This window comes from Pseudoalteromonas sp. RWi3 (genome assembly GCF_054960735.1).
This window is the reverse complement of the sequence record NZ_JBHNYL010000001.1, coordinates 251,856-264,940: the sequence shown is the minus strand read 5'-3', so window position 1 is coordinate 264,940 and position 13,085 is coordinate 251,856. Positions and strand designations below refer to the sequence as shown.

The 13,085-nt window shown below is 40.3% G+C and carries 14 protein-coding genes; 4 read left to right on the top strand and 10 right to left on the bottom strand.

Features of this window, described 5'->3' with window-relative positions; all coding sequences use genetic code 11:
• The first annotated feature begins 6 nt into the window (after window positions 1-6).
• The 4 genes from ACFI4Z_RS01135 (at window position 7) to secF (ending at window position 4,545) form a co-directional block, all read left to right on the top strand.
• Window positions 7-1,056, top strand: coding sequence for an NAD(P)-dependent alcohol dehydrogenase (locus ACFI4Z_RS01135; protein ID WP_462668983.1), 1,050 nt, complete (start codon window positions 7-9; stop codon window positions 1,054-1,056).
• Window positions 1,057-1,216: 160 nt separating this feature from the next.
• Entirely contained in the window at window positions 1,217-1,702 is a 486-nt protein-coding gene (locus ACFI4Z_RS01130; protein ID WP_462668982.1) for a hypothetical protein, read from the top strand.
• Window positions 1,703-1,795: 93 nt separating this feature from the next.
• Entirely contained in the window at window positions 1,796-3,631 is a 1,836-nt protein-coding gene (gene secD / locus ACFI4Z_RS01125; protein ID WP_462668981.1) for a protein translocase subunit SecD, read from the top strand.
• Entirely contained in the window at window positions 3,628-4,545 is a 918-nt protein-coding gene (gene secF, locus ACFI4Z_RS01120) for a protein translocase subunit SecF (RefSeq protein WP_462668980.1), read from the top strand. Before secD ends, secF begins: the two co-directional genes overlap by 4 nt.
• Window positions 4,546-4,613: 68 nt before the next feature.
• On the opposite strand, the gene ttcA is transcribed toward secF, so the two are convergent.
• From ttcA to ccoO, 10 genes are all read right to left on the bottom strand, one after another.
• Window positions 4,614-5,522 (bottom strand): tRNA 2-thiocytidine(32) synthetase TtcA, encoded by a 909-nt coding sequence (ttcA, locus tag ACFI4Z_RS01115; protein WP_462668979.1) that lies wholly within the window; start codon window positions 5,520-5,522, stop codon window positions 4,614-4,616.
• Between the two features lie 95 nt (window positions 5,523-5,617).
• On the bottom strand, window positions 5,618-6,544 hold the full coding sequence (gene uspE, locus ACFI4Z_RS01110) for a universal stress protein UspE (protein WP_099294276.1): 927 nt from the start codon (window positions 6,542-6,544) through the stop codon (window positions 5,618-5,620).
• A 91-nt stretch (window positions 6,545-6,635) separates the two neighbouring features.
• A complete protein-coding gene (locus tag ACFI4Z_RS01105; protein WP_462668978.1) occupies window positions 6,636-7,367 on the bottom strand; it encodes an FNR family transcription factor in 732 nt (243 codons plus the stop codon).
• A 34-nt stretch (window positions 7,368-7,401) separates the two neighbouring features.
• Entirely contained in the window at window positions 7,402-8,073 is a 672-nt protein-coding gene (locus ACFI4Z_RS01100; RefSeq protein ID WP_462668977.1) for a sulfite exporter TauE/SafE family protein, read from the bottom strand.
• Window positions 8,066-8,233 carry a cbb3-type cytochrome oxidase assembly protein CcoS gene (gene ccoS, locus ACFI4Z_RS01095; RefSeq protein ID WP_058559001.1) on the bottom strand — a complete coding sequence of 56 codons (168 nt, stop codon included), beginning with the start codon at window positions 8,231-8,233 and terminating at the stop codon, window positions 8,066-8,068. Before ccoS ends, ACFI4Z_RS01100 begins: the two co-directional genes overlap by 8 nt.
• Window positions 8,230-10,605 carry a heavy metal translocating P-type ATPase gene (locus ACFI4Z_RS01090; RefSeq protein ID WP_462668976.1) on the bottom strand — a complete coding sequence of 792 codons (2,376 nt, stop codon included), beginning with the start codon at window positions 10,603-10,605 and terminating at the stop codon, window positions 8,230-8,232. Before ACFI4Z_RS01090 ends, ccoS begins: the two co-directional genes overlap by 4 nt.
• A gap of 10 nt (window positions 10,606-10,615) precedes the next feature.
• Complete coding sequence (locus ACFI4Z_RS01085; RefSeq protein WP_099294268.1) at window positions 10,616-11,107, bottom strand: FixH family protein; 492 nt, start codon at window positions 11,105-11,107, stop codon at window positions 10,616-10,618.
• Between the two features lie 148 nt (window positions 11,108-11,255).
• A complete protein-coding gene (gene ccoP, locus ACFI4Z_RS01080; RefSeq protein ID WP_462668975.1) occupies window positions 11,256-12,221 on the bottom strand; it encodes a cytochrome-c oxidase, cbb3-type subunit III in 966 nt (321 codons plus the stop codon).
• Window positions 12,218-12,403 (bottom strand): cbb3-type cytochrome oxidase subunit 3, encoded by a 186-nt coding sequence (locus tag ACFI4Z_RS01075; RefSeq protein ID WP_087534511.1) that lies wholly within the window; start codon window positions 12,401-12,403, stop codon window positions 12,218-12,220. The genes ccoP and ACFI4Z_RS01075 overlap by 4 nt, the downstream gene beginning before the upstream one ends.
• A 6-nt stretch (window positions 12,404-12,409) precedes the next feature.
• Entirely contained in the window at window positions 12,410-13,084 is a 675-nt protein-coding gene (gene ccoO / locus ACFI4Z_RS01070) for a cytochrome-c oxidase, cbb3-type subunit II (RefSeq protein ID WP_099294264.1), read from the bottom strand.
• Window position 13,085 lies beyond the last annotated feature (1 nt).

Here is a 13,085-nt window from a genome sequence, read left to right as displayed (position 1 = left end):
CAGCACATGAAAACTATTGGATATGCGGCCCATGAGGCCAACACACCACTTGAACCTTATCACTTTGAAATACGTGACTTACGTGATGAAGATGTAGCAATTGAGATAATTTATTGTGGTGTTTGTCACTCAGATCTTCATACAGTGAATAACGATTGGGGTGGCACGCGCTATCCAATATTACCCGGCCATGAAATAGTTGGGCGTGTCACTGAAATTGGTGGCACCGTAAGCCAATATAAAGTTGGCGATACTGTAGCTGTTGGTTGTATGGTCGATAGTTGCTTAGAGTGCGATCAATGTCATAAGGGTGAAGAACAATTCTGTCGTGAAGGCATGGTTGGTACCTATTCAGGAAAAGATCGTGTTACAGGTGAGGCCACTAAAGGCGGCTATGCAAAGCATATCGTGGTGCGTGAAGAGTTTGTTTTAAGTGTGCCCGAGTCATTAGATAAAGCGGCTTGTGCGCCAATCTTATGTGCAGGCATCACAACCTATTCTCCACTGCGTACGTTTAACGTAGGCCCAGGTAGCAGAGTCGGAGTTATTGGGCTGGGTGGTTTAGGCCATATGGCGATTAAAATTGCAGTTGCAATGGGTGCACAGGTTACGGCCATTAGCCGAACAGCTGATAAAAAAGACCAAGCACTTGAATACGGCGCTAAAGACCTGCTTGTTTCTAAAGATGACAAAGCGATGCAAGCGTATAACAACCAATTTGATGTAATTATCAATACGATTCCAGTAAAACATGATTTTACACCTTATCTTCCTTTATTAGACATTGATGGAACTCAGGTGTTGGTAGGTCAGGTTGGTGAGATGGCTGAGTCTAATTCTGTGCCGTTATTATTAGGTCGTCGTCGCGTTGCAGGTTCATTAATCGGGGGGATTGCCCAAACGCAGGAAATCCTTGATTTTTGTGCTCTACACAATATTTTACCAAAAGTTGAAATGATAAAAATGGATGAGATTAATAATGCCTTTGAACGTTTGAAGGAAGGCGATTTATCTCATCGCTTTGTTATTGATATGTCATCTCTTGAAGTGGCTTAACGTTATAGCCAAATCACTAAATAAGCACCGCAGCAGTAAGTGATTTACTATGATTTATAGCCGCAGTTAATACTGCGGTTATAATCTAATATTCAACAAGGTATTGAAAATATCAAATTAACCTCCATATATGCTTATACCTTTATAGATAGAAAGCAATATGACTCACTTACGCTTTGTTTTAAATACATTACTGCTTGTTGTTGCACTGTTAAGTGCACAGGTTGCAAGTGGCGTGAGCGTAAACAAAACGGATTCAATTGTCTCTCTCTCCAGTATTAAATTAGAGCACAGCCAACTTATAGATAAAGCGCGAAGTGTTAGTTTATCTGCTTTAACAACTGCCCCTGTAAAATACGATAAGCATATTGATGAACAACCGAAACAATCGGATTTTGAGTCTGTACAATTTCGTTTAGCTTTAAGTAACTCATCTTTATTTTTACATCAGGTACAAGTTGAGCCTAATTACACCCCTATATTTGAGTTTTTTACGCCAAGCTTGGCTCGTGAACTCTATTTAAAGCCTTTAGCGCCACCCATTACCCGCCCGTGGTATACCGCTTATGACGGTAAGAAAAATCGTTTAAGTGGTTGGAAAGACGCAAACCTCCTCTACCGAGCAGTCACTACCTACCATAGTTAATTTTTCCATTAATTTATTCCGTTACGAAAACTAAAAATTAATGTGCCTATTTGGCATGAAGCCAGTGTACTTCGCTGGCTAAAGGAAACAATTATGTTAAAAAAACCAGTAAAAAAATCGCTTTTGCAGCGTTTTAAACTCAGTTATATGGCAATGTGTATCGCTTTGCTCTTACTTGCAGTGAGTGCTGCGCCTAATTTATACCCTACAACCTCTTGGTTGCACATGCAGGTGAAAAATGATCAAACGATAGCGCATTCAATTACAACAAAGAGCCTCATTGAATACCTCAACCAACATGAGTTTGCAGTTGCTCAAGCAATTGAGCAAACAACAAGTGATGGCTTTGAGCTTGAGTTATTACTTGATAGCCCCGCTAAAAGTGCCAATGCACAGCAATTACTTAAACATCATTTTAGTCATTTAAGCAGTAAAATTGTTAGCCACCAAACCAGCCCTCAGTGGTTACAAAGCCTAGGACTCGCGCCTATAAAATTAGGGTTAGATCTTAATGGTGGCGTACTGTTTGTATTAGATGTTGACCTTACCAAAGCAGAGCAAGAGCAGATTGATAATGCATTTGAACAAACGAAAAAGCTGATCCGTGAGAATAAAGCGCGAGGTATGCGAGTACAAAAGAGCAGTGTAGGTTTTGAGCTTCACTCTCAAGATAAAGCGAATGCGCTAGTAATAGAAAAAGAAGTACTCAGCCATTTTGAGTATTTACAAGCGGTTAGTCACAATCAAGGTCGTTTTATATCGGTATCGTTTAGCTTTAGTGAGCAAGGCTCCAATGAATTTGCAAAGGGTGTAATGAGTCAAACATTGACCACGCTACGAGGCAGAATTGAGGAGTTGGGTATCACTGAGGCAGTTACGCAGCGCCAAGGAAAGCAACGGATCCGCATTGAGTTGCCTGGAGTGCAAGATCCTAGCGAGGCAAAACGGATTATTGGCGCCACAGCGTCACTAGAGTTTTACCAGATCAAAGAAGTGGGAGGTAAAACATTTAATTTGCAAGATGGTGGCAAAATTAACTTAGATCCAGTGGCTATATTTTCAGGTGAGCATATCAATAATGCTCAATCTGGACGTGATGAGTGGGGTAAACCCCTTGTTCAATTAAGCCTAGATAGCCAAGGTGGCGAAGCAATGTCTGCGTTTTCTAAACGTAACATTGGGAAGCCTATGGCAACGGTATATTCTGAATACTATATAAATGAACAAGGTGATACGGTTAAAAAAAGTGAAGTAATAAACGTAGCAAATATTCTTGGGCATTTGAGTAGTCGCTTTAGTATTACCAATATGCAAAGCGCTCAAGCGGCGCAAGATTTAGCGCTATTACTACGTGCTGGCTCGTTGACTGCACCAGTCACTATTGTTCAAGAGCAAACGATAGGCCCAAGTTTAGGGGCTGATAACATAAATAATGGCTTAGCTGCTTTAATGCTAGGTATGGGCGTAACACTGCTGTTTATGGCGTTGTGGTACCGACAATTAGGCATCATTGCCAATATTGCTTTATTACTAAACTTAACAGCACTGGTGGGTTTAATGTCGTTATTACCCGGTGTTGTATTAACGCTTCCAGGTATTGCTGGGCTTGTATTAACCATAGGTATGGCTGTTGATACAAATGTAATTATTTTTGAGCGAATAAAAGAGGAGCGCTTGAAAGGGCGGGCACCTTATCAGGCAATCGAGCAGGGTTATAATCAAGCATTTAGCACTATTTTTGATGCCAACATAACAACCATGATAACAGCCATTATTTTGTACAGCATAGGGTATGGGCCTATTAAAGGTTTTGCGATCACATTGGCGTTAGGTCTTATTACCAGTGTGTTTACCGGTGTATTTGTAGCAAAAGCTTTAAGCCAAACGATCTATTTGAAAATGGCTAACAAACAAGGAGTCAATGTATGACTTTTCGTGATTATTTGTTAAAAAATGGGACACATATCCGTTATGCTGGGCTAATAATTTCAGTTTTATTTGTTTTATTATCAGGTTTTAGTGTGGTGAATAAGGGTCTTAATATTGGCTTTGATTTTACCGGTGGGTATTTGACTGAGTTTACGACCGTAGTTGCAGTGAGTGATTCGCAGATGCAGCAAAGAATTGCAGCAACAGGGACTGAAAACTATGTATTAACTGCGCAGTCTGCGCAACACTTTCAAATAAAAGAAAGTGACGAGCAATCAATATGGTTACAAGTACTTAAGCAAGATCCCACGTTAGGGCTTGAGGTTATTTCGTCATCTTACTTAGGTAGTCAAGTAGGTGATGAGTTACTCGAACAGGGCGTTTTAGCCTTATTTACAGCGATGGTGGCGGTAATGCTTTATCTGGCTGTTCGTTTTGAGTGGCGCTTGGCAATTGGCGCGGTAGCGGCTCTGTTTCACGATATAATAATTGTGCTGGGGTTATTCTCATGGCTGCAGCTGGAATTTAATCTAACAGTATTGGCAAGCTTGCTCGCTATTATTGGCTATTCTCTTAATGACTCGATAATTGTTGGTGATAGAGTACGTGAACTATTACGGCACGAGAACGCGGCGCAGCTAACAGTAAATAATGTTATTAATAATGCCATTAGCAGCACGTTAACGCGTACTTTAATTACCTCAGGCACGACTTTGGCCACCGTAGGCAGTGTTTGGCTTTTTGCCGGTGCGCCTTTGCAAGGGTTTTCAATCGCATTATTTGCAGGAATTGTTTTCGGTACTTTATCGTCAATCTGTATAGCGGTTACATTACCGCAATTGTTGGGGCTAAGTGCAGAAAACTACAAATTAAAGTTAGATGAAAAAAGCCAAGCACTAATGGATATGCCATAAAAGCATCACGTTTAAGCTAAATAAAAATGCCGCTATAAAAGCGGCATTTTTTAAACTTTTAACTTAAACTAGCTTAAGTTAATGGTAACAACCTCAGCAGATTCTTGCTCGGGAGCTGCGGCAGGTTGCTTTGGTATATCGGGTTTATCAAGTGCGATATCACCGCCATCAATCACTTCCCCCGTTTTTAACTGCTTAAAATCAAACAACTCATTATCAGCCAAGTGAGAAGGCACCACGTTTTGCATCGCTGTAAAGATACTTTCAATGCGCCCTGGGTGTTCTTCATTCCACTTTGCAAGCATTGCTTTAGTGTGCTTACGTTGAAGGTTCTCTTGCGAGCCACACAAATTACATGGAATGATAGGGTAAGCCTGATGAATAGCGTATTGTTCAATATCTGCTTCTTTACAGTATGCCAATGGACGAATAACCATGTGTTCGCCATTATCACTCATAAGCTTAGCTGGCATGCTTTTGAGCTTACCACCGTAAAACATGTTTAAGAACAAGGTTTCAATCATATCATCGCGGTGGTGACCAAGCGCAATTTTAGTTGCGCCAAGCTCGTTTGCTGTGCGATATAAAATGCCCCGACGCAGGCGTGAACAAAGAGAGCAGGTTGTTTTACCTTCTGGAATGATATCAGTAACGATACTGTAGGTATCTTCTTCAACAATCTTGTATTCTACGTCTTGTGTATCTAGATACTCAGGCAATACATGTTCTGGGAATCCGGGTTGTTTTTGATCTAGGTTGACGACAAAAAGATCAAACTTGATAGGCGCAACACGCTGTAGATGTTTTAGCATTTCTAGAAGGGTATAGCTGTCTTTGCCCCCTGATAAACAGACCATGATGCGATCGCCTTCTTCAATCATATTGAAGTCCATCACGGCTTGACCAGTTTGGCGACGTAAGCGCTTTTGTAACTTATTGAAGTTAAATTGAGCTTTGGCTTGAACAGAATGCGACATTACGGCCCCTTGAGATACTATGCGTAAAAATAAGGGGCGTATTATATGTTATATGCTCAAGGGGAGCTATAGCAAAATTTACAAAGCAACACTAATTAATTTTTTACTAATGGGCTGACATAACCATCGGGTTTGAGTGCGAGCACATCACAGTTTAGGCTATCAATAACATGTTCAGCGGTGTTTCCTACTAACGCTGCGCTTAAACCAGTTCGACCCACTGTACCAATGACTACTAGCTCACTGTTTAACCGCGCCGCAACATCAGGGATGACGTCTTCGGGTAAGCCTTCTTCAATTGCACAATCTTGATGTGCTATTTGGTGTTTGCTTGCAAGTTCATGGGTGGATTCAACATGGTGTTTTTTCACCGATTCGTTGTAAACACTTGGATTAAACTCTGGTATTTCAATTGCTATATTCACTGGTGTTGCTGGATAGGCATTTACTAAACTTAGTTTTGCATTGGCAAGCTCACATAAAAATTGAGCGTCTTTGATTATACGATTATTAAGTGCAAGGTGTTGCTCGTTTTCACTGACTGAGTTTACAGCAGCAAGAATGTTTCCACGCTCTGGCCATGCGTGCTCTTTAACTAGCAATACGGGCGCTGGGCATTTACGAATTAAATGCCAGTCAGTGGGTGTGAAAATAACGGATTTCAGCGTATCGTGCTGATGGGTGCCTTTTACAACCAAGTCAAAATTTTGCTCAATGACGGCATCTATAATTGCTTCGTAGGTACGATTGTGCCAGACGACTTGGCTTTTTATGTCAACCTCAGGATACTGCGCGAGGATATCATCGAGCCAAGCTTGGCGATCTTTTACAACTGCATTTCTCATTGCTTCACGTTCATCACTTGAAAGCATTGTGGTCATTTCATATGAAAAATCATAAATGCTCATAAAAGCAGTGATGCTTGCCCCCGATTTTTTTGCTAAATCGATTGAACGCGAGAGGCTATGTTGAGAATCAACAGTGGGGTCAATAACGGCAAGAATTTGTTGTATAGTATTCATGAGCTGCTCCTTTAACTACTTTTTATACAGTGTAACGTATAATTTGTGGAGTTAAAGGAGCAGCTGAGTAAGTTTTGTTTTAGATCAAGATTTATTTTGCGGAAATAGCAGCGGTATCGCGTAAACCATCATTATCAAGGATAGTTATAAACTTACCTTCAACTTTTATAACATCTGCTTTTTGGAATCGGCTTAATAAACGACTAATCGTTTCTACTGTTAGTCCTAAATAATTGCCTATTTCGCCTCGTGTCATGGTAAATCTAAACTCTTTACGAGAAAAACCACGCTCACCAAAGCGTTCAGATAAATTGTAGATAAAACTTGCTAAGCGTTCTTCTGCTGATTTTTTATTTAACAGTAACAGCATTTCCTGATCATAATTAATTTCATTACTCATCAAACGCATTATTTGCTGGCGCAGTTTAGGTAACTTACCAGAGAGTTCATCTAAAGTATCAAAAGGAATTTCACATACCATAGATGTTTCAAGCGCTTGAGAAAAACTTTGATGTTGCATTTTATTGATTGCATCAAAACCTACTAGGTCTCCGGCAAGGTGAAAGCCTGTTATTTGCTCATCTCCTTGCTCTGACAAGGTGTAAGATTTAAACGATCCTGAGCGAACAGCAAAAATAGCATTTAAAGGCGCACCTGACTCAAATAAAAAATCACCTTTATGTAAAGGTTTTTTGCGCTCAATGATTTCGTCAAGCTTATCCATTTCTTGGCCGTTGAGGGTAAAAGGCAAGCATAACTGGCTGATACTGCAGTCGTTACAGCTAATTGTACAATTGCTTTTTGCTTTGTTAGAAAAATCCATCAGTTAAATCCATTACAGTGCTTTTTTAGTTAGACTAATGCACTAATTTATCAGTTGCAATAATAAGTAAGTATATACCGTACCAAATAAGAATGCTGCCCATAGCGATTCTGGCCCATGGGTGGTTAAGTATTTTATGTATAAACTGGGCACTCATTCCCATGCTCAACATGGCAGGAAATGTCCCAAATGCAAAAAATAACATAACAAAGGCGCCTTCTAAAGCAGTTTGGCTTGTCATTGCCCATGTTAATGCTGAATAGACTAAACCACAAGGTAGCCATCCCCATAAAGCGCCATAGGCGAGTGCTTTTGGCAGCGAATTAACGGGCATAAGGTAGCGATTTAGTTTAACTAAATGTTGCCATACCAATGTTTTTCCAAGCGATTCAAGCCACTGTAAACTGGCTCCCAAACGCATAATATAGAGGCCAACCAGTAGCATAAATACGCCACTTAAAATGGCTAAAGTGAGCGAAAAAAGATGGTTTTGGCTGGCAAAATGACTACTTATGCCTGCGACCAATGCACCTGCGAGCATATAACTGCTAGCACGCCCCAAATTGTAAGCAACAGTATAAAAAATAGGGCGGCGCTTATCTGTTGCCAATTGTAATGAACTGGCTATGCCTCCACACATTGCAATACAGTGGCCACTGCCGATGAGCCCCATAATAAACGCGCTAATGTAAAGAGGGTCAATCATTGCTTTTATTATGTTGCTCTTTATCGTCTTCAAATAAAATGCTGTGGCCTTGCTTGTTTAGATCTGAAAATTGCTCTCCACGTACAGCCCAAAAGAAAACGCCAATGGCGATAATAACAAACAAAATTGCAATCGGGATCAAAATATAAATTATGCTCATAGCTTTAATAACCTCAATGAATTACTGATCACAATAATTGAACTTGCAGACATTCCTATTACAGCCATCCAAGGAGCAACTAGCCCCAATGCTGCAAGTGGAAGAATAGAGCCGTTATAGATTAACGAAATCGCTAAATTCTGTTTAATTATTCGACGTGTTTTTTTAGAAACAGTCATCAAATGTGAAATTGCAGACAAGTCGCTATTTAGTAATACCACATCAGCTGTGTTTTTAGAAATATCAGCACCTGTTTCCATAGCAATAGATAAATGAGCGCTGTTGAACACTGGGCTATCGTTTATACCATCGCCCACCATCGCGACAACATCACCTTGGGCTGACCATTTTTCTACTTCACTTTGTTTGTCTTGTGGTAAACAGCCAGACTTGTAACTATCAAGATTAAGTTTCTCAGCAATTTTCTTTCCTGCACTCGATGCATCACCCGTTAACATATGACAGGTTAAGTTTTGCTGATGCAAAGAAGCGATTAAACCTTTTGCGTTAGACTTAATTTCGTCAATTAAGTAAAAATGGGCCACTGGTTGATGGTCGACATAAAAGGTGGCTTGAGCATTGCTTTTTTGTGTGTTGAACCAACCACTTTTACCGATGGCATAATGGTGTTGCTCATCCTCACCTGTGATGCCTTCACCGGGAACAATCGTAATATTAGTTAAATGGCGTAAGGTCGGAGTAAATTCATTGAAAGCTGATGCAATAGGGTGTTCAGAGTAGCTCTCTAATTGCGCCGCAAGCGATAAAATGTTCTCTTTTTGATATTGGCTATCAATAATGTCGATTTTTTCGAAGCTAAAACGCCCTTGTGTTAGCGTGCCTGTTTTATCAAACGCAATACGCGTTAGTTGTGGTAATGTTTCAAGCACATGGGATTGTTTGATGAGTACACCTTTACGTGTGAGTGTGGCAACAGCACACGTTAAAGCGGTTGGGATCGCTAGACTTAATGCACACGGACAGGTAGCAACAAGTACAGCAATGGTGATCCAAAAAGCATGTTCAGGGTCGATTTGATACCACCCTATAGCAGTTAAAGAGGCAAAAACTAACAAGCAGGCAACGAACCATTGCGCTACTTTGTCGGTTACTTCAACTAGTTTAGGCCTTGTAGCCAGGGCACTATGCTGTAGTTTTATTATTTGGTTTAAAAGTGTATTTTGGCCTAATTTATTAATGCGTATTTCAATCACGCCATCGTGATTAACGGTGCCTGCGAATACTTGGTGTTCAATATATTTATTAACAGGTAAGTGTTCACCTGTCATCATTGATTCGTCTACCGTTGTAGTACCTGCAGACACAATTCCATCAGCAGGAATTGTTTCACCGGCTTTAACCAAGACACGGTCATCTAATTTTAGTTTTTTCGCTGCAATGATATGTTCTTGCCCGTTCGCATCAAGGGTACGAGCAGTTAGTGGCAGTAACTTTTGCAGATTGGCAGTGAACTCACTCGCTTTAAGGCGCGCCCTAAACTCTAAGTATTTTCCTAACAGCAGTAAAAATGTAAACATACAAATGGATTCAAAGTACACCTCGCCAACATCCATTACTGTGGCATAACTGCTTGCGGCATACGCGCCAAAAATGGCTAAAGAAACAGGTAGATCCATGTTTAATTGCTTGGCTTTTAGCCCATTAATAGCATTTGTTAAAAATGGCAATGCACTGTATAAAATCACGGGAGAAGCTAATATAAGGCTTATCCATCGGAAGTACTGTTCAAAATCATCTTCCATCCCAGAAAACATGCCGAAATACATGGCAAATGCAAACATCATTACTTGCATCGTCATTAAACCAGCAACACCAAGACGGCGAATATATGCTTTTGCGACAAGTTGTTTTTGACTTGCTTCGATATCCGCTTGAAATGGGTAGGCTTTATAGCCTATTTCAAGCAGGGACTTGATGATTTCGCTAAGAGGTAAGGCGTCTTTGTGCCATTGGATCATAGCACGATTGGTCGATGTATTTACATCAACTCGCTTCACGGCTGGCATATTGAGTAGTTGTTTTTCAATTAGCCATGCACAGGCCGCACATGTAATACCTTCAACCGTTAAAAGAACTTCGCTTACGTCGTTGGTTTGCGAAATAAATTCTTCTTGAATATCTGGATTATCATAACTAGTAATAAATGCGAGTTGTTCAGGTACCAGTTGCTCAACTTTTCCTGCACGCACTGTCCGAAATTTATAATAATCAGTCATACCTTGCGCAACAATTGTTTCAGCAACTGTTTGACATCCAATACAACACATAGGCTCAGCGATACCGTCAATCTCGACGGTCGCACTAAATCCAGAGGGAACACTTTCAAGACAGTGAAAGCAATTATTAGCCATGATGATACAACTACTTATATTCAGGATTAATCGCGATACTTTGCTGGTTAGGCAAGGTAATGTTTTCTTTTAGCTTCCAACTTGCATCTGTTGGTTCAATAAATACGGTATAAGTCCCTTCACTATAAGGCTCAACTATCGCAGTAAACTCACCATTAGCATTAGGTGTTAAATGAACATTAAAATCATGCTCTCCAATAGTACGGTGGTAAAAAGAGACTTTTAAAGAGTGAATATTACTGGTGTCGCCTTTAGTGAACTTAAAGCTGATTTTGTCATGTTCAGCAGTTAGGTTACCGTGTAAGTAAAGCGCTTTAGCTTTGTCAAACTTGCTTAGCTCTAAATTAATTGCTTTTCCTTTTTTATAGTAATCGTCAACAACCATGTCAGGTCCATTTCCGATAGCAGTGATAAACAACGATATACAACCAATAATGGCAACAAGAGGGAAAAAAATTAAAAACCAAGGCCAGAAATTTTTATACCAAGGAGTAGGGCTCATAAATACACTTCATTAGTTTGTGATGGGGACATTTTATAGGATTTGTTTTAAAAAGACTAAAAAAAAGCCTCCGAATGGAGGCTTTTTTGATCTCAATTAATGTATTGAAATAAAAGATGAAAGTTACAACATTTTATTAACGTTGTGATTATTTATCTTGCGATAAACTATAAACATACGCTGTTAATAAGTGTACTTTTTCTTCACCTAAAATATCTTTCCATGCTGGCATAACACCTGCGCGGCCATTAAGCAGTGTTTCTTCAACAGCACGTTGAGAACCACCGTACAACCAAATATTGTCGGTTAAGTTAGGTGCACCAAACGGTAGGTTATGAGCAACAGACCCTTTACCATCAGCACCGTGACACGCCGCACACATTGCAAACTTGGCAGCACCCGCTTCAGCATCTTTTTGATTAACTGTACGACCAGATAAACTTAGAACGTGAGCGGTCATTTCTTTAACGCCTTGTTCACCCAAAGCTGCACCCCATGGTGGCATTGCTGCAACGCGACCATACAGAAGTGTTTCTTTGATTTTGTCAGGCGTGCCGCCGTATAACCAATCGTTATCAGTTAGGTTAGGGAAGCCCATACCACCACGTGCATCAGAGCCGTGACATTGTGAACAGTTTTGTGCGTATAAACGCTGACCAATTTCGAGGGCTTTTTCGTCTGTTACAAGTGTTTCAATATCTTGTTTTGCAAAGCCTTCAAATATAGGACCAAAACGCTCATCAGCAGCTTTGTACTCTTGGTCAAGTTTTACATATTCACCATTAGCATGCGCTTCTTCAATTGCTTTTTTAGATTCAGCTAAAGAAGTAACACCTTGGTTTGAACTCGTCCACTTAGCTAAGCCTTCCCAGTTACCTAAACCTGGGTATGCTGCTAAATAATAGACTGACCATCCAAATGTTGCGAAGAACATGTAAGTCCACCATTTAGGTAGTGGATTGTTTAGCTCTTCAATGCCATCAAATTCATGCCCACAACTTTCACCTTCTTTAACACCAGCGTAGTTTGTTAAATTCCACACTAGTAAGCCAAAGATGATAAGTAAGCATGCAAGGGTTAATACAATAACCCAAATACTCCAAAAGCTAGTCATTTCTCAGACCCCTTTTCCTCGTTAGAGAGTGTTTTGTTGTGTTTGCTCTCGTCTTCAAAAATAGCATTAGCGGCGTCTTTAAAACGCGTTTTGCTACGTTTGCTATATGCCCACACAACAATCACAATAAACAATACTAAAATTACCAGAGTTAATATGCCTCTGTATGTTCCGTAATCCATAATCAATTACTTCAAATGCGTGCCAAGCTGTTGCAGGTAGGCGATAAGGGCTTGCATTTCTGTCGCACCTTTACCGTCATTCATTGCATCAACTTTAGCAATATCAGCGATTAGTTCTTCATCACTACCGTAACCTAAACCAGGGTGAGCTGGGTTTTGTGGGTTGATAGCGAATGTATCACGGAAAATCTTTAGCTTTTTCAGAGTCAGGCTAGTATCAACGTGATTCTCAGCTAACCAAGGGTATCCTGGCATATTCGATTCAGGTACTACATCACGAGGATTAACTAAGTGAGCATAGTGCCAATCATCTGAATAACGTTTACCTACACGAGCTAGGTCTGGACCAGTACGCTTAGAACCCCATTGGAATGGGTGATCCCATACTGATTCACCTGCAACAGAGTAGTGACCATAACGCTCAACTTCGTCACGGAATGGGCGAATCATTTGCGAGTGACAGTTGTAACAACCTTCACGAACGTAAATATCACGGCCTTCCATTTCAAGTGCGTTTAGTGGACGTAATCCATCAACAGGCTTCGTTGTATCGTCTTGGAACATTAGCGGAGTGATCTCAACCAATGCACCAAAACTAATAGCAAAAACAGTCAAGATAGCCATCAGGCCGATATTCTTTTCAACTATTTCATGTTTGTTTTGTGAATTATTATTGCTCATC

Coding starts and splice junctions, on each gene's coding strand:
- ACFI4Z_RS01135 (WP_462668983.1), top strand. CDS start 7: ATGAAAACTATTGGATATGCGGCCCATGAGGCCAACACACCACTTGAA.
- ACFI4Z_RS01130 (WP_462668982.1), top strand. CDS start 1,217: ATGACTCACTTACGCTTTGTTTTAAATACATTACTGCTTGTTGTTGCA.
- secD (WP_462668981.1), top strand. CDS start 1,796: ATGTTAAAAAAACCAGTAAAAAAATCGCTTTTGCAGCGTTTTAAACTC.
- secF (WP_462668980.1), top strand. CDS start 3,628: ATGACTTTTCGTGATTATTTGTTAAAAAATGGGACACATATCCGTTAT.
- ttcA (WP_462668979.1), bottom strand. CDS start 5,522: ATGTCGCATTCTGTTCAAGCCAAAGCTCAATTTAACTTCAATAAGTTA.
- uspE (WP_099294276.1), bottom strand. CDS start 6,544: ATGAATACTATACAACAAATTCTTGCCGTTATTGACCCCACTGTTGAT.
- ACFI4Z_RS01105 (WP_462668978.1), bottom strand. CDS start 7,367: ATGGATTTTTCTAACAAAGCAAAAAGCAATTGTACAATTAGCTGTAAC.
- ACFI4Z_RS01100 (WP_462668977.1), bottom strand. CDS start 8,073: ATGATTGACCCTCTTTACATTAGCGCGTTTATTATGGGGCTCATCGGC.
- ccoS (WP_058559001.1), bottom strand. CDS start 8,233: ATGAGCATAATTTATATTTTGATCCCGATTGCAATTTTGTTTGTTATT.
- ACFI4Z_RS01090 (WP_462668976.1), bottom strand. CDS start 10,605: ATGGCTAATAATTGCTTTCACTGTCTTGAAAGTGTTCCCTCTGGATTT.
- ACFI4Z_RS01085 (WP_099294268.1), bottom strand. CDS start 11,107: ATGAGCCCTACTCCTTGGTATAAAAATTTCTGGCCTTGGTTTTTAATT.
- ccoP (WP_462668975.1), bottom strand. CDS start 12,221: ATGACTAGCTTTTGGAGTATTTGGGTTATTGTATTAACCCTTGCATGC.
- ACFI4Z_RS01075 (WP_087534511.1), bottom strand. CDS start 12,403: ATGGATTACGGAACATACAGAGGCATATTAACTCTGGTAATTTTAGTA.
- ccoO (WP_099294264.1), bottom strand. CDS start 13,084: ATGAGCAATAATAATTCACAAAACAAACATGAAATAGTTGAAAAGAAT.